Raw genomic sequence first — 24939 nt, forward strand, 5'->3', positions numbered from 1 at the left:
TTATTTCTTAAATATTTGTTTTAATTCTTTCACATCTACCACTCTCAGAGATAGGATAGCAATCAGATAAATGATCCCACCAAGCACCGCATACACGAGTACATTCAGGGTAGGGGTGAAATGTAGGAATGGTTTTATAAGGAGCAAGAGGCCATACATCAGAGCAGATGCGAAAATAATTTTTGTCATAGACCCGATAATTGGAACTTCCTTGAGGTAATGACGGGTATAGTACAGTTGAATCAGCCATACCAAGGATTCTGTTAAGACGGATACAATGGCTGCACCGATAAAACCAAAATGAGGTAAGAAGAGCACATTCAACCCGACACTGACGATAGCAGGAATCGTGGTCGACAGCATAAATTCTTTGTTCTTATCATGTGGGATGAGAATTTGAATCCCCATGATATTGGTCCATCCGATGAAGAACATGCGGAAGATCATGATAGCGATGGCATAGCGAGCATCTTGGAAATCCTTCCCTAAGAAGAATCGAACAAAGTCATCGTTGACGATCAGCATACCCGCAATGATTGGGAAAATGACCAAATTATAGATCAAAAAGGACATTTGGTGCATTTTATTAACAGCCTTGTGATCTCCGGAAGCCAAGAGACTCGCCACGCGCGGAAGCATGACACTTCCTAAAGACGTCACAAGGGTCAGCAAAATATTAACCAATTTCAAGGCCTGGTCGTAAATCCCTACATCCTTTGTAGAGGCGAGAGCTCCCAGCATGGTCCGGTCCAAGGTGACATAGAGGGAAATAGCAATCTGCGGTAAAAAGAGCAGAATGACCGGTTTTAAGTGCACCCGTGCATAGGCCATATCAAAATGGGCTTTCCCAATGAATTCCTGAGCAGGTAGCCACATACTGAGCTGACCTAAGAGCTCAAAGATAGTGAGTAAGAATACATAGAGATACAGATCATTAGCAGATTTGACAAACAAGAAGATGGAGATGACTCCAACCAGTTTGACCGTGATATTCCGAACCGTAATCTTGCGGAAGTCCTCTAACCCCTGAAAAAGCCAGGAGATATCGAGTCCCTTTGAAACCAAACTGAGCCCTAAGATATAGGCAACAGGGTTTTGCATGGAAGGAAGCGCCAAGCACAGCAAGACATAGAGTAGGATGGACACAAATGTCGCTCCTAACTGGAGGGTATAAATCCCCCAGAAATTCTTTTGAATGTCTTTGCGGTGTCCTGAGATCTCCTTGGTCCCGTAGTTAGCCACTCCCAAGGTCGCCAAAAGGATAAAATAGGTGACGATGGAGTTGAAATAGCCATAGGTCCCCAAGTCATTCGAGCTAAAGACCCGCGTCACATACGGAGTGGTAATAATCGGTAAGATAATCACCAGCAACTGGTAGGAGAGATTATAGGCGTAATTTTTTAACACTTTCATGACTGTCTACAATCCCCACTTGAAGACCGTTTTAAACGGTGTGATCAAATCCGTCGCAAAAGCTCGATGAATATCTGGAATGGTTTGAACTTCTCCATCAACGTGGATAATGTTTTTCAAACGGCTTTGGACCCGACGATTAGCCAGCATCTCTACAGCCCGCTCAAAATCCTCACGACCTGAGCGAGAAGATCCTACAAAAGTCAAGCCCTTTTCAAGTACATCTCTTGTATTAACTGCGACCCGGTTATCACTAACCCCCATTAACATCACAGTTCCTTGGGGCTTGATATGATCGATAATGTCATTGATGGCCGGTTCACTTCCTTGGCCACCAGTACACTCAAAGGCGTGATCAAACCGTTGATCGTCTGTCAACTCGCTGGTTAAAATGGCCTGATGAATGAAATTAAACAATTGTAGTTTATCACTATTACGCCCAACAACTGTAATCTTCAGCTCTGGATAAAGATAGTGCAAAGAAGTCGCAACCACATATGAAAGACTCCCATCTCCTAAAATCAAAACAGACTCTCTTCGTTGATGGGCAATGAGATCAAAGCGATGAATGGCATGCATGGCAACACTACTAAATTCCGCTAAGGCTGTCACAGGGCCCCGAACTTCCTCTGGATAAGCCACTACACGATCCAGTGGCAAGGCAACGACTTCCTGCATAAAACCATTAAAGCCACTAGACAAGAAGTGCGTCCCCTCCAAATAATTTTCAAAGAAGACACCCTCTGTTTGATGAGGAGGTTGATTGGGAACCATGGCCACAATCTGTCCTGGTTGATAGGTTCCCGTAGGATCCGCTACCACGATACCAGACGACTCATGGATCAGGGCCATGGGTAATTTCTTTTTAAGCACCTTAGGATCCCGTTTCCCTTGATAGTAACGTTGGTCCGCATGACAAATAGCCATGTAATAAGGGCGTATTAACACCTTGTCTCCACGGCTCATGTCTTCTTCTTGGTATTTGATGGTAATATTTTTCGGCTGGGTCAGCTGAAAGATTTGGTTCAACATATTAATTGTCCTCAATCATACCGCGTGCAATTTTCAAATCTGTAATCGTCGTAATTTTAATATTAGAATATTCCCCTTTTGCAAGAGCAACTTTTTTACCATTGATGACAAAGATCTTGCAGGCATCTGTCAAGACTTCTTTTTGCTGATCACTCAAGTCATGATACAAGGCAAGAAAGTCTTTCATTTTAAAGGTTTGAGGGGTTTGACCCTGATAGAGGTATTGACGCTCAGGGATATCCGTGATAAAGGTATTGTCCAAGCTTTGAACAATGGTATCGGTTGCTTCGACCACTGTATCCACAACGTCATGGCTCTTAGCTAGTTCAATGTTTTCTTGGATGGTTTTTAGACTAACAAAAGGACGAACTGAATCATGCGTAACAATAATATCCTCATCTGTCAAAGGCTGCAGCTCATCGATAGCCAGGATGATGTTTTCGATGGTAGAGTTGCGGTCACTTCCTCCCTCTACAACCAAGATCCGGTCCTTATAAGAAGACAAGTACTTGTCTACCAGATCTTCCGTATAGGTCACCCAGTCCGGATGAATCCCCAATACAATCTTTTGAATCTCATGGACCAATAAGAACTTCTCAACCGTGTGGATTAAAATAGGACGTCCACCCAAATCCAAAAATTGTTTGGGCATATCCGTAATCCCCATCCGTGAGCCTGTCCCACCTGCTAAAATTCCTGCATAAATCATTTTAAACCTCCTGATACTTATACCTATCCGCACTCCAAGCAATCCCAATCAATAACAATAATGGGTTATACATTAATTCAAAAAATTGTGGATCAAACATTGAATGAATAATCAATACAACAAACACAAGTGTTTCAACTGTGTTGAAATATCCTCTCTTAATTAATCGATAATAACTGAACCAAATAACGATTAATAGTATTACTCCATAGTGCAATAAGATATTTACAAAAGAGGAATCAACATATAAGTAGTTATCAAAAACTGATGTTGCTCTCTGTTGAAGTTCCCAATCAATTCTTTGTCCAAATAGATGTACCCCATATAAGGACATCGCTTTATTTCCTAAACTTAGTCGCCCGGTTAAGGCAATGTTTAACGTTTGAAGAAATCTGCTATTTGCATTATAAAAATAAGTCAAAAGAATCGGGATAACCATTCCTGCTGTTAGGACAATGTGACCAGTTCTATTCAGTATTTTTTGATCAATCACCTTATTTTTAAATAAGTAAACCAATGCTAATGCTACAATCGAAAGATAAAAAGCCGATTTTGTATCTGTGTTGACATAAAAATAATAGTTCACCAATCCAAGAAGGAGTGTTTCAAAAAATGTAATTCTATTTCTTCGCAAATACAGATAAACTAGAGTGAAATGAAATAAATAATTCGCTCCAAGACTAACATATTGGTACCCCTGGCTTAAACGAAGCCTACCACCCAATTGAATTCGTAAAGTATTCTCTATAAATCCTACTTTTAATCCCATAAAAACAAAAAGCATAAATATAAAAATTGAACTTGACCAGAGAATCAATATTTTTCTAAAGCTCACATTTTGAATGGAAATAATTAACAAAATAGTCGAAATGATGGTTAGTCCGTCAAATAATTTATGGGTTGTAACACCAATTGCCAGTGCCAAACAAATCATCAAAAGAAAGAAAAATAAAAATCTACTTTTGGTTTTTTCTAATACTAGTTTGACAAAAAGTATAAGGATACAAGCCACCATAGCAACTATCCGATATCTATATATGTTAGGGTACTTATTGACCAAATTTGTTTGAGCTATGAAATTAAAGAGCAACCAAATAAAGAAAGCTAAAAAATACAACAACTCTGATAATTTAATTTTTATTTTCATTTGTTTACCTAGGTATACCTAAACTATCCTATCTTTTTCCTAACAATATCATATAATCTTGGAGAACATAAAAATAGCACATATTTTAGCTTGTTTTTTGTTGTAATATGTTTATCCAGCACTATCGTTCCAAAATAATGACTATAATCTCGACGAATTTTTTTGATTTCTTTGTACATATGAGAACCTAACATAGCATGAACCACATGAAATCCATTAAAGACATAGCGGGTATTGAGCGCTTTTTTCATTTCCGGATCATCAGGATAGTCTCTCTCGACATAGGCTCTGTTCCATTCCATGGCCTTGTAGAAATCCAAGAGCCGATCGCTATACTTCGAATTGACTGTACTACCCGCTCTTCGATAGTATTTATAAAGATTAAGATTGCTTACAGCAATCTCCTTACAAGCTGCAATATGCTCATAGGCAATGGCCAAATCTTCATAAATCATTCCTTCTGGATAGGGATGTTGGAGTAAGATCTCTTTCTTGTAGAGTTTACCTCCTGAATGGGTCCCAACGTGGTGACCATAGAACATTTCTTTGAGGGCTGTATGACGATCTAATTTCCTTGAACTTTTTTCATTTAGATCTCCTGAAAAATCTTTGTCCTCATGATTTCTGACTTCAATGACCGGGGTCGATACAAGGTCAACATTATACTGGTCTTTCAATCCCATTAAATATTCAACAGTTCTACGATCATAATAATCATCTGAATCTAGAAGCATGATCCAATCAGCTGTTGCCACTCTTACACCGTTGTTGCGGGCATAAGATATTCCCCCATTTTGAAGATGGAGCACTCGAATACGGTCATCTTCCTGAGCATACTGGTCGCAAATTTCTCCTGATCGATCAGTTGAGCCATCATCGACCAGGATGATTTCGATATTTGAATAGGTCTGTTGTCTAAGACTACCGACACTATACTGTAAATACTCCTCGACATTATAGACCGGTATGACAATCGAAACCTTTTCCATTATGCTAATCCCTTCATGATAATTTCTACAATCTGTTGACAAGCTGTTCCATCCCCATAAGGATTACTTGCCTGGCTCATCTTTTCGTATTCATCTTGATCTTCCAGAAGGAGTTTGAAGTTGCGATAGATGTTTTCTTCTTCTGTTCCGACCAAATTCAAAGTCCCTGCAGCCACACCTTCTGGGCGCTCTGTCGTATCGCGCATGACAAGGACGGGCTTCCCTAAAGAAGGCGCTTCTTCTTGGACGCCACCTGAGTCCGTCAAGATCATATAGCTTTGGTTCATGAAATTATGAAAATCAATCACTTCCAAGGGCTCAATGATTTTCATTCGCTCATTCTCTCCAAAAATCTTGCTAGCCAATTCTCTGACTTTTGGATTTTTGTGAATAGGATAGACCACCTTGACATCTTCAAACTCTTCTAAAATCCGGTTGACCGCACGGAACATGTGCTCCATAGGTTCTCCAAGATTTTCGCGACGATGGGCCGTCAACATGATGAGCTTGCTTCCTTTTGCCCATTCCAATATAGGGTGGTCGTAGTCTTCTTGGACTGTAGTTTTTAAGGCATCAATAACAGTATTTCCTGTAACGAAAATATTGGTCCGACCTTCTTTTTGAAGATTCTCTTTTGAAACCTGGGTTGGAGCAAAATTGTAATCTGCCACTATGGAAGTAGCTTGACGGTTAAACTCTTCAGGATATGGGCTTTGAAGATTGTAAGTCCGAAGCCCTGCTTCCACATGCCCCACTTTGATGCCCATATAAAAGGCCGCCAAAGCTGTTGCAAAGGTGGTTGTGGTATCTCCATGGACGAGGACAATATCAGGTTTTTCCTCTTCTAATACCGGTTGGATTTTTTCCAAGATAGAGGTCGTGATGGTAAATAATGTTTGATTGGCCTTCATAATGCCTAGATTATAGTCTGGAACAACACGAAAAACGTCTAACACTTGGTCCAGCATTTCCTTGTGCTGCCCTGTTACACAGACTACGGTTTCAATGGTATCGTGTTGTTTGAGTTCATTGACCAAAGGACACATTTTAATGGCTTCTGGACGCGTCCCAAACACTAACATTACTTTTTTCATTTTGAACCCTTCCTCATCGATTGGTAAAAGTTCCGATAGTTGTCTAAAAAGATCGGATAGCTAAACTTGTTATCATAATCTCTTTTTGCTCGAGCAGCTAAAGAGGCTCTTTTCTCAGGATCCTCTGCCAATTTTTTAATTGCTTGAGCTAAGGCCTGCGGATCCTCAGCTGGGACGAGGATCCCATTGCCAGAATTCACCACTTCGTTCACACCTGGAATATCTGTTGCAATCATCGTTTTGCCGTTCATAAAGGCCTCGATTGCAACCAATCCAAATCCTTCAAAGATCGATGGAAGAACACAAAAGTCAAAGCTATTGATACACTCTACCACGTCACTACGGTAGCCCAAAAAATGAATTCTTTCTTCCAGATTCAACTCTTTTGTTTGATTTATCAAATCATTTTTTAATTCTCCGTCACCGATAAGAAACAAGGATACACTTGGATTTGTCACAAGTGACATGGCTTGGATCAGATAGGGTAACCCTTTTTGTTCGGACAGGCGAGCGATACAGCCTATTTTGATACCGTCACACTGAGTAATTTCATTTACTGTATGCTCACTTTGTTTCATTTTCACTCCATTATAAATCACAATAGAGTTTTTTGACCCTACATCATTAAGGATATTTCCCTGGACAGCTTGACTGACAGCAACCGTTCGAGCCTTTCCTAGGGCGAATTTATAAAGTGGTAATTTATCCTTGAAAACATTATGGGCTGTATAGACATGGATCAATTTTGGATGGCGCATCTGCAGCAAACGAATATAGAAAGCAGCCATCCGGTGATGGGTGTGAACAATAGTGATCTCATTTTCTTTGATGATCTTGGAAAGACTAGCAAGAATCTTGAGGACAGTAGCTGGCTGTTTGCTATCGACATCTAGAATCCGATGGTGTTGAATCCCATTCTCTGCTAGTTTTTCTTCCCACAATCCACCAGTAGACGCAACATGAACCTGGTCAAATTCATCCTTGAGGTCTGTCGCCAACTGATAGACAATGCGCTCTGCCCCACCGATATCCATGGTCCGCGAAATGTGCAGAATATTATTTTTTTGCTTTCCGTTTTTCATGTACTACTCTCTTAATAAAAGTGGCATTTCCTACAAAATAGCGCTTAAAGAGGCGTTTTGGTTCATTGGCCACACGGAATAACCATTCCAGATTGGCCTTTTGCATCCACATAGGTGCCCGCTTGATATGTCCTGAAAGGACATCAAAGCTTCCTCCCACTCCCATAAAGACAGAGTTGACTCCATTGTCCATAAACTTCTGGATCAAGTACTCTTTTTTAGGAGAGGTAATGCCGACAAAGACAAAATCTGGATTCTTCTCACGAATATCTTCTTGAATAGCCTCTTCCTCTTCAGCAGAGAAATAGCCATTGCGATGCCCCACTACTCGGAGATTCGGATAATCCTTTTTAAAGATAGTTAACATATCTGTCAAGACTTCCTCTTTTGCCCCGAAGAAGTAGACAGAGTAGCCTTTTTCATTGGCCAAATGGAGCAATTCCTGCATCAAATCAATGCCTGCCACGCGCTCTGGTACAGAATAGCCCAAATAGCGCGCTGCGAGAACAACAGAAGCACCGTCTGCATTAATGATTTCAGATTCATTAACTATCTTCTTGATGGCTTCGTCTGTCGCACACTGATTGAGCTTATCTGCGTTGACCCCCATCAAATGGAGTGGTTTTTTATCTCGTACAAATTTTTCTGTAGCAGCAACGGTTTCTGCCATTGTTAAAGGGTCAATTCTGACCCCCATCATTGTAAAACTTTTCAAGCTTATTCTCCCCAAGTGGATTCAAAGTGACCTTTTTGCTCTGACTCTTCTGGCAACTTCATATAATCGCCATAGATCTTTGTCAGATAAGCATCCGGATCAGCATGACCACTGATTTTAATAGTTTCAAAATCAAGGAGTTGTGGCTCCCCAAATACCTCTTTGTAGGCCAATTCTCTCTCGCGATAGGATCCTAAGACATTTCCCACGAGATCACTTGTCTCAAAGTCATATTTTTTAATCGTATTTTGTAACTTTTGATTGATTTTTTCAGTATTTAGTAATTTGTCTAGGTGAAGGATCTTAGAAACCTTCACAATTGAATTTTCAAAGAAACCTCGGTCGCGATTGTGCAATCGATTGATGACAGATATTTTGGAAAGGGCACGATAATACTTAATTTTATTGGTGTGTAAGAAATAGTGGAAGCCATCTGATGGGTAACCATCTAAAGGAAACACATCGATAAAAGGACTACACACAACCCCACCAAATTCAATTTGAAGCGAGGTATCCATGATCGATGTATTGCCTAAATTATCATCATGGATTCTCAAGATGACATTGCTTGGTAATTCGTTTTGGCAAATTTCCAGAAACTTTTCATAGTCTTTTCTAGGCATGCCCAAATCCATATCATCATCCCAAGGGATAAAGCCCTTGTGACGAATGGCTCCCAATAAAGTGCCCCCTAAAGCATAGTATCGAAGATTGTGTTTTGTGCAAATCTCAATATACTTTTCTAATAAGGATAGTTCTCCTAATTGAATCTGTCTAACTTTACTCACAGCCTACTTCGCTCCTTCTTTTCTAAGTACAACCTTCACGGTCTTGAGCAGGATCTGAATATCTCTCCAGATCGTCCAACCATCCATATACGCAACGTCGAGCTTGACCACTTCGTCAAAATCTGTAATCTCACTGCGTCCGCTCACTTGCCAAAGGCCGGTAATCCCTGGCTTGAAACTGAGTCGGCGTTTTTGGGCTGGCGTATATTCTTGGTATTCGTCAACCGTTGGGGGACGAGTTCCGACTAGACTCATATCACCGATCAGAACATTGTAAAATTGTGGCAATTCATCGAGACTGGTCTTACGGATAAAGCGTCCGATTGGCGTTACCCGCGGATCATTTTCCATCTTGAACATGCCACCTGTCATGGTATTTTGTGCCATGAGATCTTTCTTAATTTCTTCGGCATCCACACGCATGGAGCGGAATTTATAGAAGTTGAAATACCGTCCGTTCTTTCCGACCCGTTTTTGTACAAAGAAGGCAGGTCCGCCATCCTTACGAATCAGAGGGACTAAGACGATACTCACTAGTCCACAAATCAAGAGACCAAAGAGGGCTCCTGCAATGTCTAAGAGACGTTTAGCAAACACGTGACTCGGCTTGTAGAAATTGGTTGAGAAAGTAACGACACTTAGCCCTCCGACTTCTCGAACCCGTTTATTACCTAAGGACGCGAAGTTAAAGGCATTGAGATTGACCGATACATCGATCCCCATACTCTCAAACTCCGAGACCAAGTCACTAATATTGTAGTCCTCACTTGGCAGATTGATAAACACTTCATCCACCACTTCCTTGGTCACAAAGTTCATCATTTGATCTGGCTGCACCACCCGTACACCTGAATGAGCAAAATCAGTATCGTCCATGACAGTGACACCGATCAATTCCCCATGATAGAGGCTGGGCGAATGCAGAATATCAAAGACTTTTTCCATCCGACTGGTCGCTGTGATCAGGAAAATCTTTCTCGAGCTTTTTCGCCGTGGTGAAACAGACTTCCGGTATCTCTTCAGCAAGAGATCCATGACATAGACAGAAAAAGTATTCAAAAGAAAGAAGTAGATCATCCCCCGACGAGAGATGGAAAAGACCCCATCGAGCATAAAAGAGGTAAAGGTGATCCCAACAGCGAAAAACACATTGTATTTCAAAACCTGAAAGAGCTCATCCAAGTAGCCCCTGCTGTAAAAACGATAGGCAATATTGCTAATGTAGAAAGCTACAAAATGTAAGAGATAGAGAATGGCGATCGTCTGTGACGTGTATTCTGCATCCTTAAAAAGACTCACAATGTAAGCTGAAAATAGGACAGCTAAACTTTGAAAGAGAACAATATTTAGTTTTTCCAGTTCAATTCTTTCTTCTCCCATTTCCCCTCAATCCTATTCTTTACTTTTTCCCGTACTCTCCGTAAGATCCGTATCCTCCATACGAACCATATTCAGCAGCTTTAATGTTAAATTTATTGAGCACGACTCCTAAGAAAGGGGTGCCTGTTTGTTCTAATTGTTCCTTAGCCTTTTGGACAGCCTTGCGTCCATTGGCACCAGATTCTGTGATCAAGACAGTTCCATCACAGCGTTGGGCGATAATGGCCGCATCAATCACGACCCCGATTGGAGGCGTATCGACAATGATGTAGTCAAAATGCTCACGCAAGGCATCCATCATCACAGTGAAGTTCTTGCTTTGCAAGAGACCTGTTGGGTTTGGCGCTACCTGTCCAGACTCGATGATATCCAAATTTGGAAAATCAGTCGCATACAAGATTTGGTCCAATTGGCTACGACCAGATAAGAAGTCGGTCAAGCCTTGGATCTTATCCCGGCTACGGAAAACCCCTGTCATGACAGAGTTCCGGATATCGCAGTCGACCAAGAGGGTCTTGTAACCCGCACGCGCAAAGGCAACGGCCAAGTTGGTTGAAGTGGTTGATTTCCCTTCATTTTCTTGAACAGATGAGATGGCGATGACTTTTAAGTCCACCCCACTCAATTGGATATTCGTCGCTAGGGCATTGAAGTACTCTTCTGCCTTCCGAATTTCTTGTAATTTATTTTTTGAAATTTCTAACGTATTCATGCGATCCCCAGTCTACAGTTTCTTAATATCTGGCACAATACCAAGCAAGGTTAAGCCCATCAACTCTTCGATATCTTCTGGTCTCTTGACACGATCGTCCAAGACTTCTACTACGACCATGAGAACCACCATCAAACCAGCTCCAGCAATAAAGCCAAGAAGGACATTGCGTCGGATATTTGGTGAAGAAGGTGATTGAGGCACTTCTGCTTCATCCAAGGTCGTAACATCTGATACCTTGGTCACAGCAATGATCTTTTCAGCTGCTACATTCCGAAGGCCGTTGGCAATACGAGCTGCTTCTTTTGGATTTCCGTCCTTAGCCGTGATCGAAAGGATACGAGTATCTGTTGGAACGGATACACTGATCTTTTTCGACAACTCAGCAGGTGTCATATCGAGTTTCAATTCTTCGATGGCTTGGCTCAAGACATTTTGAGAAAGAATGATTTCACGGTAGTCCTTAACCAAGTAAGAACCAGCCTGCAAATCAGAGTTTGTCAAGGCATTGTTATCTTGGTTTTGACGACTGACCACGTAGATCCGGCTAGTACTTTGGTATTCTTTCTTGGCTAAAAAGGCACTGTAGCCAAATGCTGCAATGGCAAAGACAAGAGCGACCAAAACGATCGAAAACTTGCGTTTCCATAGGGTCTTCAGCATAGCGAAAACATCAATTTCCACTGCTTGATTTTCTTGATTGTTCATTTCCTAATTACTCCTTCATGTGGATCTCTCCACCTGTTTCCTGGTTAGATTAATTCATCCGCTAACAAGAGCTGCTGATTGTCGACAAAGAGAGCTTGTGCTCGTCGTTCTCCGTATTCTTCCTTGATCAAGCGATAGGCTTCTGCCATGTAAGGCGGTCGTTTATCCACATTGTGCATATCACTAGCCACAAAGTGGACCAAGTCTTTTTCTAAGAAGTACCGAGCTCGTTTTTTCAGTTGTTTTTGCTCATCCCCAAAGAGGCGAGGCTTGAGAACACTCGAACTATTGATCTGCATGTAGCAGCCCATGTCAATCATCTCTTGCACGCGCTCCTCATTTTTCTCCAAGCACTTGTAGCGCTCGATATGGGCCACCACCGGTGTCACGCCTAGATGGAGCAAACGGTCCAAGGCGGTATGAATCTCCTTGTAAGGTGTTCCCATACTGAATTCAATCAGCGCAAAGCGCGTCTCAGCTAAACGTGGAATGATCTTTTCTTCCAGTTTTTTTAAGACATCATTCGTAAAGTAGATCTCTGCCCCGTAATGAATCGTTAAATCTGGCGCGACCTCTGCCGCAATTTTTTTCACTTCTTGAAAATTCTCAGAAATCTTTTCTTCGGGAGTTTCAAACATTCCCTTGCGACGATGAGAAGTGGAGATAATGGTCCGTACCCCTTGGCGATAACTTTCTTCCAATAAGGTACGCGTATCTTCTCTTGTCTTTGGTCCATCATCCACATCAAAGACGATGTGCGAGTGGATATCAATCATTTTTCTTTTCCTTCCATCACTTTTTGAATGGTTTCCTTAGCCTTAGTCAAGCTCGCTTGATCCAACTCCATGACATAGAGGTTGTAACCAGGCATGGCATAAGATGGCAAATCATTTCGTCCTTGTCCGGTGATCGCTTGTGAGGTCACCTCATAAGAACCACCCGTTTCTAGCTGGGTATTGATCAAGTTCATCATAGTTGGCAACTGCATATTGGTTTGGACAGAATCTTGGAGGTTTCCGATAATCTCATTGTAGTTGCTTAAGACCTTAGTAGAGGTCAACTTTTTGATAATGGCCGCAATGACTTTTTCTTGGTTTTTCCCACGGTCATTGTCGCCACCTTGAAGAGAGTAGCGTTCTCGGACAAAACCGAGGGCTTGCTCTGAATTCAAATGAACCTTTCCTACTGGGAAATGGAACTTCCCGTGCAAGCTCGTGAATTCTTGGTCATTTTCCACATCGATTCCCCCTAGAAGGTCAATCAACTTGAGGAAGGAGGTGAAATTGAGACGAACATAGTAGTTGAGCTTGATATCATAGAGATTCTCAAGGGTATGAATGGAAGCATCCACACCGTAGATCCCCGCATGGGTCAACTTATCATTTTGGTTGTTACCACCATCTGCAATCGGTACATAGGCATCCCGCGGCGTCGTTGTCAACAAAACTTGCTTGGTCTTCCGATTGACGGTCATGATGATATTGACATCTGATCGAGAAACCGAAGTTACTGGGCCATAGGTATCGATCCCGCTGACATAGATGTTAAAGACATCCGCATTGGCAGACACCTTGCTCGTTGCTGCCACTTCTTTTCGAATCTTGTAGGAATAGATTTTCTTCAACTTCTTCGCATAGTCGGCATCTTCAGCAGCGATAGTATCTTCAAAGGTACTGTTGAGCACCATGGCAGAAGCATTCCCTTCTTGCAGGCTCTTATAGGCATCTAGATAAGTCGGTGCATCCACTACAGAAATTTCCTGACCCTTGGTCTTTTTGATATTGTCCAAGAGGGCCGTGAGATTGGCTTCATTATTGTTGCCCTTTGGTGCCACCACTTCCTTGATGTCTTTGATATCTTTGATGTCACTGTCTTTCTTGACATAGACAGCCATCTCAAACTCTGTATAGTTAGAATGGCCATTGACATTACTGGTCAGATTTAGTAGCTGTTGACTAGCAAACAAAACTCCTGAACTAGCCAATAAGCCGACAAGAAGCAGGACCAAAGTTGTCTTTTTGGCCTGATTTTTGATCACAAACCAAGCTGACAAGAGCAAGAGAACAGCTAGTAGTACCATCACGAGAACATTAACATAGCGAAAAGCCAAGATGTTATTGGCCAACATGGTATAGGTCGCCCAACTCGCGGTCATAAGCAAAAAAATAAGCAATACGGAATTAACGATTCGCAATTGCCCCCACTTATGCTCTGAACGACGACTCCGTCTCCTTTGTGACATAAATACCTCCAATTAGTCCTAATCATATTTATTGTAACATATTTTTAGCAAAAAATGCATTAATTATCACTTTTTTGTCCATTATGGACATTTGAAAAGTAAGCGTTTTCTGAAATAGACAAAATCCCTTGTATACTTATGCAGAGAATCCAAAAAACCGAGTGAAAAACCCGGTTTTTTGAAGATCCTACAAAAGATCATCCCGTTTGACCTGCTCAAAACTTTCCTTGCCATCATTGAGCTTGTCCCAGATGACGACTTTTCCTTCTTTGAGGGATTTTTGAACATCAATGATCCGTTGATTAGAAGAGCCACGAAACTGCAACATGAGGTTGCGTTTGCTCTTATCATAGCGGCCATCCACCAGAATATCAATCAGTGAGAGAAGCTCTAGCTTGTCTGGTGTCTCTAGCATCATTTCTTCCCAGGTGTAGCCGGTCCAAGACCAGATATCTTTATCAGGCAACTCTTTTCTCACGCGCTTGACCAAGGGCAGAAGGATGCCGGTATTAAGAAAGGGTTCCCCCCCAAGTAGGGTCAAACCTTGAACATAAGGCTGGGCAAGATCTGCCATAATCTGTTCTTCCAACTCTTTGGTGTAGGGGATACCCGCCTTGAAAGACCAGGTCGCTACATTGTAACAGCCCTCACAGTGAAACATGCAGCCGGCCACATAAAGGGAGTTGCGGACTCCTTCGCCATCGACAAAGTTAAAAGCCTTATAGTCAATGATGCGCCCTTGACTCAGTTCCTCACTCTTCCATTCGCCTGGTTTAGGTGTATTCCATGTCATCCTTCTACTCCACTTCTATCCAATAACGCTCCGTTCCATTTCGAACATCTTCAAATTGACCGCCATTAGCTAAGATAACCGCTCGACTGGCCGGATTTTCCGTGCTACAAGTTACCAGAGCACGATGGATGTTCTTTTCTTTAGCCACTTGCAGACCTTGATGGAGAGCTTCCTTGGCATAACCTTTTCCCCTTTCAGAAGGACGGATGGAGTAGCCGATATGACCAGCATAATTCAGCAATCCCTCGTTTAGTCTCAGCCGTAGATTCAAAAAACCTAAAGCATGACCTGATTCATCAAACAATACGAACTGAATTGATGGAACGCGATTTTCAGGCAAGTTTATTCCCATTTCTTTATTAAGGTTAGTTTCTAGCCACTCCTCATAATCAAAGTTCTCAGCATCCCAAAAGCCGCCGTCGTGGGCCGACTGGGTCTCTTCGAACTCTGCCATCATGTTTAGAATGGTTTCTTTATCTGCTAAAGTTGGTCTACGTAATTCCATCTTTACCTCCCCCCCATACGAGAAAAGCGAGAGCGGACTCTCACTTTACAACATAAACAATCATTTTTAATAAAATGAGTTAATAAATACTGAATCAATAAGATGACGCTTATTTATTAAACTTTTTCAAGAATCTACTGAGACTTTCCGCCGTGGGAAAAATGCCTGAAACCAACAAGTTTCAGGCATCCGGAATTATTGAGACCCTAGGCTCAATAATTAGTCATGGAACTTCGTAGAAGTTCGCTGACGTCCGTACCCCACCCAAGGAAGTCTCAAAAGAGAATTCCATCTTCAATATGAAGCGAGAATTCTCACCTTTATTTTTTCTTGTTCTTATTTAAAAATTGTTCTCTCAGGCTGGCTACTCGGTCTTTTTTATTGATTCCACCCTTTGAATGCTTTTCGTGGAATCGTTGAACCTGAGCCTTGCCCTTATCATCTAATTGGTATTTTCCCATAATGTCCTTTTCTAATCTGTCACTTGGTGTCCAGCTGATTTGATCGTGGATCCATTCATGTGTTTGACACGCGCCGCGATTTCCTTATGACGGCCATTGACCATCGGACGAGCTTGAGGGTTTCCTAGATAACCACAGGTCCGTTTGACCACATCAACCGTCTTAGGATCGCTATTGCCACAGTTTGGACAAGCAAATCCGCGCTCAGTCGGTGTGAAATCTCCTTCAAAATCACACTTGTAACAACGGTCAATCGGCGTATTGGTACCGAGATAACCGACCCGGTCATAGGCATAATCCCAAACCGCTTCAAGGGCTTTTGGATTTTGTTGGAGCACAGGGTATTCACAATAGTGGATAAAGCCACCAGAAGCTCCAACTTCAGGATAAACTTTTTCAAAATCCAACTTTTCAAATGGCGTTGGGTTCTTACGAACATCGTAGTGGAAACTATTGGTGTAGTATTCCTTGTCTGTGATATCTGGAACCTTACCAAATTTCTCCATATCCAGGCGACAGAAGCGATCTGTCAAGCTTTCTGACGGTGTCGAATAGATAGAGAAGTGGTAATCATACTGGTCAGACCATTCTTCCACGCGCGCTTTCATATCCTTGATGATATCGATCGTGAATTGTTTGGCTTCTGGATTGTGTTCCCAATTTGGACCATAAAAGACGGTTGCGACTTCATAGAGTCCGATATAGCCAAGAGAAACGGTTGCTCTGCGATGACGGAAGAGCTGATCTACCTGGTCATACTTGCCCAAGCGTTTCCCGAAAGCCCCATATTGGTAGAGAATCGGCGCATTGGCCGGTGTCGCTTCTTTGGTGCGTTCCACCCGGTAAACCAAGGCATCTTCAGCGATGTTCATCCGTTCATTAAAGATTTGCCAGAACTTCTCCTTGTCTCCGCCCGATTCCAAGGCAATCCGAGGGAGATTGACCGTCACAACCCCTAGGTTCATCCGGCCAGAATTGACTTCTACGCCATTTTCATCCTTCCAACCTTGAAGGAAAGAACGACATCCCATCGGCACCTTGAAGGAGCCTGTTAATTCGACAATCTTGTCATAAGACAAAACATCTGGGTACATGCGCTTAGTGGCACATTCCAAGGCCAATTGCTTGATATCATAGTTAGGGGTTCCAGGTTCTAGGTTGAGCCCCCGCTTGAGGGTAAAGATCAATTTTGGAAAGATAGCTGTCCGATGTTCTGATCCAAGTCCCTTAATCCGGATTTCCAAAATCGCCTTTTGGATTTCCCGTTCGAAGCGATTGGTTCCAAGACCAAAGCCAAGCGAAGTAAAGGGCGTTTGCCCATTTGAGGTAAAGAGGGTATTGATCTCATATTCCAGCGATTGCATGGCATCATAGATGTCTTTTTTCGTTTTTTGCCAAGCATAGTCCTCGCGTTTTTCAGGGAGAACCCACTCCTCTGCATCTTTCAAGTGCTTCTGATAATTCTTTTCTGCATAAGGAGCCAAGACTTCATCGATCCGGTCTGCTGAGCAACCGCCATACTGGCTAGAGGCTACATTGGCAATAATCTGCGAGATTTGAGCCGTTGCAGTTTGGATGGACTTAGGACTTTCTACTTCTGCATTCCCAATCTTAAAGCCATTTCTGAGCATGCCCTCAAAATCGATCAAACAGCAGTTGGTCATCGGTGTATAAGGGCTATAGTCCAAATCATGGTAGTGAATATCCCCTTTTTGATGGGCATTGGCTACGTGTTTAGGCAACATTTTGAGCCCAATAGACTTACCAACAATCCCCGCCGTCAAGTCCCTTTGCGTATTAAAGACATCGCTGTCCTTATTGGCATTTTCATTGACAACGGCTTGGTCCTTGTTGAGGAGTTTTCCAATCGTAAAGTTGATATCCGTCGCTTTTGAGCGCTCAAAATCCCGCTGCGTCCGATAAGTAATGTAGCTCTCAGCAATCGCATATTCATTGGCTTGAAGCAATTCATGTTCGACAACATTTTGGATCTCATAGATCTTCACGCCATTTGGAAAACGTTCCAAGATCTCTGCGATCACACGATCGACAATAGCTTCTAGTTTGGCTTCCATCACGGGAGTGAGAGAAGTCACTTCTTCTGTCGCCTTCAACAAGGCTTTATAAATTTTTTCAACATCGAATTGAACACGACGGCCATCTCGTTTTTCAACAAAAATATCCGGGGCCATTCTCAGTTTTTCTTCTCTCAAGGTGATCATACCAAACATGCCTCTCTTCATTTATTTACATACAAGTTGTATTATACCACTCCAAAAATAAAAATCAATATCTTGTGGTGAAAATTCTAAAAAACTTTCTAAAACACAAGATATTGATTTTCTTAAGAGCGTTGATAGAGTTTGAAATGACGGTATTTCTTCTCAACCAGACGATAATTTTCTTTGAGCAAGTCCTTCATATTGGAGGTCAACTCCACCTGATTGTTGACCACAATATACTTCGGTTCAGACCGATCGATTTGTTGGATCACATTGGTCCGATTTTCATTAATTCCCAGATAAGACATTGGGGTCAATAAGGCAGAAGCTGCCAAACGATCGCTTTCTTGATAGAGAGTAGCTGTCGTATCCCAAGCATAGATGGTATCTTTCGACTTGGTGTGATGTTTAATGTAGCTGGCAATAGCGCTCCGTTCACTCGATTGACCAGACTGAAGCACGACATCTTGAACCACTGGATTCGCCAAGAGATAGACAAGGGCTACTAGCGGTAAGAAAACTTGGCTCGTAAAGTAAGCGGCCCAAACTTCCTTGTTTTTCTTCTTCCGACCACGACGTTCGATCCCATCGTTTTCTTCCCCATCTCGTGAGAACCAGATCGCAAACAAAGGAAGAACAAATAGCAACATCGGTAACAATTGGTAAGCGCCTTGTTCAGGAAGACCAATCGACACAATGAGGACCACCAAGCTACCTGCCCATCCCATAAAGCGGAAGATCCGGCGAGCACTGCTATTTTGCTTCGTAAAAGACATCAAAAAGGCAGAGACTAGGCCAAAGGCCAGCGCCAACAGTCCATAATAAATGGCATTACTGAAGGTCTGTCCATTGCTAAAATTCAAGGCATTAAAGACATAGGTTACTTGGTTAATGGCATAGCCAAAAGTCTGATTCAAAACGGTGATATAGCCAATTGGATAAAAGACGAGTGAAAAACCAAGGAGAGCTGCTAGCAGTTGATAAAAGCCACGCGCCCATCTCTTCTGCTTGATGTTAAAGGCTGTTAATCCAAGGAAGGCCAACAAATAAAACAAGGCACTGGTCATCGGATCAATCAAGAAAGCCACAGCTGCAATCGCACCATAAAGGATAAAGCCTTCATCCTTACGATGCCCAATCAAATAAGCCAAAATGAAATTCATGCTGGCAAATAGGATTGGAAGACTAAAGAGAGTCACATAAGTTCCTCCAAAACCAAGGCCTAGCACCAAGAAATAAAAGAGTAACTGGACATTCTTCGCTGTATCTTTATCAGACACCAGCAAGCGCACAACCCGATAGAGATAGGTACCCGCAAAGAAGAGGGCAATCGCTTGGAGGATCATCAAGATCCAATGTCCACCAGCTAAACTTCCCAACCAGTTGATTGCATAATAGAGCAGACCATTGGTTCCGTAAAAATCACCAAACGGTACTTGCCCCTTGGTCATTGCCCAGCCAGCATACAAGTTTTGCGATTGTTGATTGGTTGCAAAACGGGTTAAAAATGGCACCCCGACATGCAGCAAACTAATCAAGAGACTCAACACAAAAGGAATCGCTAGGGGGACTGGACGCTTAGCTTGACGACGGATCGGCTCAACTGCCACATCTGCTTCTAGCTCTTCCGTATTCTCTTCTACCTTCGATGCTTCCGCTTTTGTCGCTTCAACTCCCGCCTTACGCGAACGACGACTCATCCGACTGAGCGGTTGCTCCGCTTCCTGTTCCAATTCTTGTGTAGGTTCTGCTATTGCTTCTGGCTTGGCATCACTAATTTCCTCTGATGCCTCCATTGCAACCGGCTCCTCCAAGACTTCTGCCTGCTGGCTATGAGTCGGTTCTTCTTCACGAAAAATCGATTTATCCAGCACTTCGCGAATTTCACGTGTATCCTGGAAACTATCTCCCACATGAATCCCTAATTTTTTCGAAGTCATTTCTTGCTCTTTTTTGCTCATTCTTTTTCCTTTTTCTAGATCTTTGCTCTTTCCTTTTAGAAAAAAGCCCATTATCTTCTCTAGTATACCAAATTCTGCTGACCCTGTCAGCCTCTTGCCACATAGTCCTATGGAAAAAGAGTCAGATCTCTCAACTTCTGACTCTTTCTTCTGTATTCCCACACCTATTACAACATCGGTGCGAACAATTGCATAATTTCCTTGATTAAGCTTTGGTGCCATGTAAAGCGGAAGGTATCCTCTGTAATTTCTTGAGACACTTCAAAGATATGGTCAAAGTCCTCCCGAATCTTTTTCAAGGCAGGCGTCCGATACATCCAGACAGCATTTTCATAGTGATGGACCAGGCTGCGGTAATCAAAGTTAATCGACCCTACAACCGCCATTTCGTCATCTGCCAGGACTTGCTTGCTATGGACAAAACCAGGCGTGTACTCATAGATTTTCACACCAGCATCCATCAGATCCAAGTAAGCCCCACGCGTAACAATTTGGATCAATTTTTTATCCGGAATATGCGGGGTCACGATGCGAACATCCACCCCACGAAGGGCAGCATTGCGGATATCTTCTGTCAAATCATAATCGATGATCAAATAAGGAGTCGTGATATAGACGTAATCCGTCGCTTGATTGATCATATTTTGATAAACCGTCTTTCCGACCTGCGACTTGTAAATTGGCTTTGGCCCACTCCCATAGGGAATGTAGAGCCCTTCGCCTTCAACTGCCTTATTTTCAATATGGTAGCGGTCAAAATCCTCGATTTCCCCACGGTTGATGTACCAGTTCATGAGGAAGAGTCGCGTCAAGGCCTTAACAGCTCGTCCATCTAAACGGATGGCACTGTCCTTCCAGTGACCAAACCGCTCAATATGGTTGATATACTCGTCTGCCAAATTGACACCACCCGTATAGCCGATCTGCCCATCAATGACCAGAATCTTTCGGTGGTCTCGGTTATTATAAGCCACTGTTAGACGGGGGATCACCTTGTTAAACTTATGGGCATCAATCCCCATCTTTCGCAATCGTTTGGTATAGTTCCCAGCCAAGGTCGCCATACAGCCGATATCGTCATAAAGGAGTTTGACTTCGACCCCCTCTTTCACTTTCTGCTCTAAAATCTCTAGGATACTGTTCCACATCAAGCCCTCATCAATGATGTAAAACTCGATGAAGATAAATTTTTTCGCCGCTCTCAGATCCTCTAGTAGTTGCTCATACATCTCCTCCCCTAGAGGGTAAAAGGTTGATGCCGTCCCATTGTAGAGATCCGCATTGTGATCCATGGATAAAATCGACTTGACCAAGCCATAAACCGCCTTGCTTTCTTGCTTGAGCTCCTTACGCAACTGATGACTATTGTCCTCTCGAAACTTCATGGACTCCATATTTTTCAGCTGGATCATTTCCTTTTTGGACAAACGTCGCTCTCCAAACATGAGGTATAAAAGCGATCCAAAGACAGGAATGACGGCAATCAAGAGCCAGGTCACCTTATTTTCAGGCGGGGTATTTCGATTAACAATAGCTAAGATTGTCGACACATATAAGAGCCCAATGACTGCAACAGATAGCCAATGAGGGAACCATCTATTAAGCCAGAAGAAGGCCGCAAAGGATGCCCATAGTTCAAAGCCCATAAACAAAATACTAAATCCATATTTGGACATTAATAGACGTAATTTTCGAAAGGTCACAGCATCCTCCTTTTTTCTTTCTACTAGTATACCAATTCTTTTTACCCGTTGCAACGACCAACCAAGCCCCTTCTAGACAAACAAAAAGAGAGTGGGACAGAAGTCCTAGCCTCTCAATTATTTTTGGATTGTCGAGCAAGACGCAGTGGTTGAGTGGGCTCTACTACGCTGATTTCATCAGCTTTTACAGCCCTACTCAACTGTGCGGAGGTGGGACGACGAAATCGAATTCTAACGAATTACCGATTTCTGTCCCACTCTCTTTTGTTTCGTCCCTTATTGCTTGGTCAGGACAATAATCCCTTGATCATCCTCTGCTTGCTCCAGATCTTCTAGCGACAACTGATCTCCTTCGATCCGATAGCGATAAGGCTCATCCCCGATACGCATGGATTGATTGACCGGATCAATGCTGACCTCTTTGGTCTCTTCTTCTCCATCAGCATCTTGCACCGTAAACGTGCCTTTTTGACCCGTCACAACTAAGAGGATCGTATTTTCCTCGTCCTGTCCTCGATAGCTTCCATCTATGGACACCCCTTCTTTCTGTTCTTTACTCGCAGAAGTCACAGTCTGTGATGAAGCAGACGTCTGTTTGCTCGAAGTCTGTGTCGCTTGTTCTTGCTGGCTACAAGCAGTCAGGAAAAGGGCTACTGCCAAGGTCAGTATAGACATGATTTTTTTCATTAAGATCGGCTCCTTTCGCCATAACCGTATACTATCTACCACCAGTATACGCCAAGAAAGTCTTTAGGTCAATTGTTTACCCCTCTAATAAAAATGCCCTTACTTCCGCAATAAAATACAAGGATCCTGTGACAAATAAGACTTCATCTGGGGAACTCTGATCCATAAACTCTTTGATATAGGCCTTGTAGTCCGCTACATAGGGCAGGTCTTGTCGGTCGCCTTGTGCCACCACTTCTCCGTAATGGAAGGTTGTCAAAATCAATTCAGCTTCTGGCAATCCCGTTTGAAGCGTTTGGAGCATCCCGCTATAATCTTTTCGCTTGAGGGCTCCAAATAAAATCTTCACGCGCTTTCCTGCTAAGCTATTGGCAAACTCGATCAAACGCAACATAGCATGAGGATTATGGGCGCCATCCAGATACACCTGGTCGCCAAACAACTCTAGACGGCCCGGCCACCGCGTCTCTTGCAAGGCGTGCTTGACCTGATCCATATCTACTTCTTGATCTAGGCCTTCCATATAGAGGAGAAAGGTCTCCAGAGCTACTGCAGCATTTTCCCGTTGGTAATCACCCTTCAAGCCCAGAGACGGCCAGACAAGATCCACACGTTCATTCCAAAAACGGTCCTGCTCTAAGCCAAAATCTTTCTGGAAGGCATGGAGATCCACATCCAATTGCTTCGCTTTTTCTTGACAAACAGCTATGGCATCATCCGACAAGGGACCCACCACAGCTTTCTTGCCCTTCTTAAAGATTCCTGCCTTTTGCTGGGCGATTTCCGCAATCGTCCCTCCCAGTGTTTCCTGGTGATCGAGACCAACCGAAGTGATCACTGCGATTTCTCCCGTCACTACATTGGTGGTATCTAGAAGCCCACCGATACCAACTTCCAATAAGACCACGTCCACAGCTTGTTCCTTAAAATACAAGAGGGCCATGAGGCAGATAATCTCAAAATAAGAGAGTTGATCCTGGGTTTGAAGCAAGGTCTGCTCCATTTGTTGGACTTCTTGGCCAATCCGAGTAAAATCTTCATCTGAAATCGGCTGATCCCCAATACAAATCCGATCATGGATACTGATCATATGAGGAGAGGTAAAGGTCCCAACCTTCTTTCCGTGTGCCATCAACAATTGACGCAGAAAGGCGATTGTGGATCCCTTCCCATTGGTTCCTGTCACATGAAGGATCGGATAAGCCTTATCCGGCCTCCCTAAAAGGCTCACTGCCTGCTCCATACGATCCAGTCCCGATCGAAAATTCAGACCGATCCGACTATTCATCCATTGCTCAATCTTATTCACATCTTCCTCCTAAAAGAAAAAAGCGACAAAACCTCTTCTGACGTTTGCGCTCCTTTCTTTTGTAGTCATTTATTTACATTCATTTTTACAGCAAGTCCATCAGACTTACCAGCTCTCTCGTATTTCAAGGAGCTGGGCTAAAAACGTCCCCCGGACTTACTTGCGGTCTTTGTTTCTAGCGCAAGGGTAAAAACATCCACTGGATGTTTTTACTCCTCCATAAAGCTGTTGAAGACTTCTTCGATCATATCCCATTCTGCATCTGAGTCTTCTGGGATTGGTTGAAGGTCGCCTTCTGTTCCGTCTTCGTTTTCTGTAAATGAATAAGCTTGGATTTCAACTTCGCCGTTTTCATCTTCTTCTGCATTTGCAGGGATCAAAAGGACATAGTTCTTTCCAAATTCTTCTTTGCCATCAATGGTCAAAAGAATTTCAAACAAGGTTTCATTTCCTTGTTCATCCACCAATGTGATTAATTCACGTTCTTCATGGTCGTGGTTATGATCATGTGCCATACTATTCTTCCTCGTTTTCTTTCTAAAAATTGCGATCTAAATAATTTTGTAAAATAAGCTGCGCTGCTAACTTATCAATAACTTTTTTACGTTTGCTACGGCTAATATCTGCTTGCTCAATCAACATCCGCTCTGCAGCAACTGTCGTCAACCGTTCGTCTTGGTAGTCGACTGGCAACCCAAACTTTTCAGCAATCATGGCGCCATAAGCCTGACTGGCTTCCACACGTGGTCCGCTGGTGTTGTTCATGTTTTTCGGCAAGCCCACAACAAAACGGTCTACCTTGTATTGAGCCACTAATTCGGCCAAGCGCTCCAAACCGAATTCTTTTTTGTCTTCATCGATTTGGATGATTTCAAGACCCTGAGCTGTAAAACCGAGAGGATCACTCACAGCAACCCCGACGGTCTTTGAGCCAACATCCAATCCCATAATTCTCATTAGAGGTCTATTCCTTGCCCTTTCAAATAATAACGTACCAATTCTTCAACGATTTCATCTCGTTCATATTTACGAATTTGGTTCCGTGCATTATTATAACGAGGTACATAGGCAGGATCACCACTGAGTACGTATCCTACGATTTGATTAATTGGATTGTAGCCTTTTTCATCTAGTGATAAGTACACATCTTTCAAGGTCTCGCTAATTTCCTTACGATTTGAATCATCAAGATTAAAACGTACTGTTTCATCTGTAAATCCCACAAGAACACCCTCTTTCCTTAGAATATTACTATTATACCATAATCAAGAGTTTTCCACAACGGTC

The 24939-nt window shown here is 42.7% G+C and carries 25 protein-coding genes; all 25 read right to left on the bottom strand.

Annotated features, from left to right (window positions below):
- Positions 1–1413, bottom strand: a complete 1413-nt coding sequence (locus HMPREF1195_RS08590) for a flippase (RefSeq protein ID WP_023919848.1) — start codon at positions 1411–1413, stop codon at positions 1–3.
- Positions 1414–1419: 6 nt separating this feature from the next.
- Positions 1420–2445 (bottom strand): zinc-binding dehydrogenase, encoded by a 1026-nt coding sequence (locus HMPREF1195_RS08595; RefSeq protein WP_023919850.1) that lies wholly within the window; start codon positions 2443–2445, stop codon positions 1420–1422.
- Position 2446: 1 nt separating this feature from the next.
- Positions 2447–3154, bottom strand: a complete 708-nt coding sequence (locus HMPREF1195_RS08600; RefSeq protein ID WP_003012971.1) for an IspD/TarI family cytidylyltransferase — start codon at positions 3152–3154, stop codon at positions 2447–2449.
- 1 nt (position 3155) lies between these two features.
- Positions 3156–4301 (bottom strand): hypothetical protein, encoded by a 1146-nt coding sequence (locus HMPREF1195_RS08605; RefSeq protein ID WP_023919852.1) that lies wholly within the window; start codon positions 4299–4301, stop codon positions 3156–3158.
- A gap of 23 nt (positions 4302–4324) precedes the next feature.
- Complete coding sequence (locus HMPREF1195_RS08610; RefSeq protein WP_023919854.1) at positions 4325–5290, bottom strand: glycosyltransferase family 2 protein; 966 nt, start codon at positions 5288–5290, stop codon at positions 4325–4327.
- Positions 5290–6384 carry a non-hydrolyzing UDP-N-acetylglucosamine 2-epimerase gene (wecB, locus tag HMPREF1195_RS08615; RefSeq protein WP_023919856.1) on the bottom strand — a complete coding sequence of 365 codons (1095 nt, stop codon included), beginning with the start codon at positions 6382–6384 and terminating at the stop codon, positions 5290–5292. The genes HMPREF1195_RS08610 and wecB overlap by 1 nt, the downstream gene beginning before the upstream one ends.
- Complete coding sequence (locus HMPREF1195_RS08620) at positions 6381–7466, bottom strand: glycosyltransferase family 4 protein (RefSeq protein WP_023919857.1); 1086 nt, start codon at positions 7464–7466, stop codon at positions 6381–6383. Before HMPREF1195_RS08620 ends, wecB begins: the two co-directional genes overlap by 4 nt.
- Positions 7441–8166, bottom strand: a complete 726-nt coding sequence (locus tag HMPREF1195_RS08625) for a WecB/TagA/CpsF family glycosyltransferase (protein ID WP_371106568.1) — start codon at positions 8164–8166, stop codon at positions 7441–7443. The genes HMPREF1195_RS08620 and HMPREF1195_RS08625 overlap by 26 nt, the downstream gene beginning before the upstream one ends.
- A gap of 17 nt (positions 8167–8183) precedes the next feature.
- The gene (locus tag HMPREF1195_RS08630) at positions 8184–8969 is read right to left on the bottom strand and encodes a LicD family protein (RefSeq protein ID WP_023919863.1); all 786 of its coding nucleotides are present in this window, start codon (positions 8967–8969) and stop codon (positions 8184–8186) included.
- Between the two features lie 3 nt (positions 8970–8972).
- Positions 8973–10349: a sugar transferase gene (locus HMPREF1195_RS08635; protein WP_023919865.1), complete on the bottom strand. Its 1377-nt coding sequence runs from the start codon at positions 10347–10349 to the stop codon at positions 8973–8975.
- A gap of 19 nt (positions 10350–10368) precedes the next feature.
- The gene (locus tag HMPREF1195_RS08640; RefSeq protein ID WP_023919867.1) at positions 10369–11061 is read right to left on the bottom strand and encodes a tyrosine-protein kinase; all 693 of its coding nucleotides are present in this window, start codon (positions 11059–11061) and stop codon (positions 10369–10371) included.
- 12 nt (positions 11062–11073) lie between these two features.
- Positions 11074–11769 carry a Wzz/FepE/Etk N-terminal domain-containing protein gene (locus tag HMPREF1195_RS08645; protein ID WP_023919869.1) on the bottom strand — a complete coding sequence of 232 codons (696 nt, stop codon included), beginning with the start codon at positions 11767–11769 and terminating at the stop codon, positions 11074–11076.
- A 44-nt stretch (positions 11770–11813) separates the two neighbouring features.
- Complete coding sequence (gene cps4B, locus HMPREF1195_RS08650; RefSeq protein WP_023919871.1) at positions 11814–12545, bottom strand: capsular polysaccharide biosynthesis protein Cps4B; 732 nt, start codon at positions 12543–12545, stop codon at positions 11814–11816.
- Positions 12542–14011 carry an LCP family glycopolymer transferase CpsA gene (gene cpsA / locus HMPREF1195_RS08655; protein ID WP_023919873.1) on the bottom strand — a complete coding sequence of 490 codons (1470 nt, stop codon included), beginning with the start codon at positions 14009–14011 and terminating at the stop codon, positions 12542–12544. Before cpsA ends, cps4B begins: the two co-directional genes overlap by 4 nt.
- A 187-nt stretch (positions 14012–14198) precedes the next feature.
- Positions 14199–14804, bottom strand: coding sequence for an anaerobic ribonucleoside-triphosphate reductase activating protein (gene nrdG / locus HMPREF1195_RS08660; protein WP_023919875.1), 606 nt, complete (start codon positions 14802–14804; stop codon positions 14199–14201).
- 4 nt (positions 14805–14808) lie between these two features.
- Positions 14809–15309 (bottom strand): GNAT family N-acetyltransferase, encoded by a 501-nt coding sequence (locus HMPREF1195_RS08665; RefSeq protein ID WP_023919877.1) that lies wholly within the window; start codon positions 15307–15309, stop codon positions 14809–14811.
- A 320-nt stretch (positions 15310–15629) separates the two neighbouring features.
- Positions 15630–15770, bottom strand: coding sequence for a hypothetical protein (locus tag HMPREF1195_RS11170; protein WP_003002079.1), 141 nt, complete (start codon positions 15768–15770; stop codon positions 15630–15632).
- Positions 15771–15781: 11 nt separating this feature from the next.
- Positions 15782–17992, bottom strand: coding sequence for an anaerobic ribonucleoside-triphosphate reductase (gene nrdD / locus HMPREF1195_RS08670; protein ID WP_023919879.1), 2211 nt, complete (start codon positions 17990–17992; stop codon positions 15782–15784).
- Between the two features lie 122 nt (positions 17993–18114).
- Positions 18115–19953: an MFS transporter gene (locus HMPREF1195_RS08675; RefSeq protein ID WP_023919881.1), complete on the bottom strand. Its 1839-nt coding sequence runs from the start codon at positions 19951–19953 to the stop codon at positions 18115–18117.
- Between the two features lie 167 nt (positions 19954–20120).
- Positions 20121–21656, bottom strand: coding sequence for a cardiolipin synthase (cls, locus tag HMPREF1195_RS08680; protein WP_023919883.1), 1536 nt, complete (start codon positions 21654–21656; stop codon positions 20121–20123).
- A 276-nt stretch (positions 21657–21932) separates the two neighbouring features.
- On the bottom strand, positions 21933–22343 hold the full coding sequence (locus HMPREF1195_RS08685; RefSeq protein ID WP_023919885.1) for an SP_0198 family lipoprotein: 411 nt from the start codon (positions 22341–22343) through the stop codon (positions 21933–21935).
- A gap of 76 nt (positions 22344–22419) precedes the next feature.
- Positions 22420–23652, bottom strand: a complete 1233-nt coding sequence (locus HMPREF1195_RS08690) for a bifunctional folylpolyglutamate synthase/dihydrofolate synthase (protein WP_023919887.1) — start codon at positions 23650–23652, stop codon at positions 22420–22422.
- Positions 23653–23861: 209 nt separating this feature from the next.
- Positions 23862–24167, bottom strand: coding sequence for a DUF1292 domain-containing protein (locus HMPREF1195_RS08695; protein WP_003001941.1), 306 nt, complete (start codon positions 24165–24167; stop codon positions 23862–23864).
- A 22-nt stretch (positions 24168–24189) separates the two neighbouring features.
- Positions 24190–24609, bottom strand: coding sequence for a Holliday junction resolvase RuvX (gene ruvX / locus HMPREF1195_RS08700; protein ID WP_023919889.1), 420 nt, complete (start codon positions 24607–24609; stop codon positions 24190–24192).
- Complete coding sequence (locus tag HMPREF1195_RS08705) at positions 24609–24875, bottom strand: IreB family regulatory phosphoprotein (protein ID WP_003002070.1); 267 nt, start codon at positions 24873–24875, stop codon at positions 24609–24611. The genes ruvX and HMPREF1195_RS08705 overlap by 1 nt, the downstream gene beginning before the upstream one ends.
- Between the last annotated feature and the right edge of the window lie 64 nt (positions 24876–24939).

This window comes from Streptococcus parasanguinis CC87K (genome assembly GCF_000507765.1).
Classification (GTDB): Bacteria; Bacillota; Bacilli; order Lactobacillales; family Streptococcaceae; genus Streptococcus; species Streptococcus parasanguinis_J.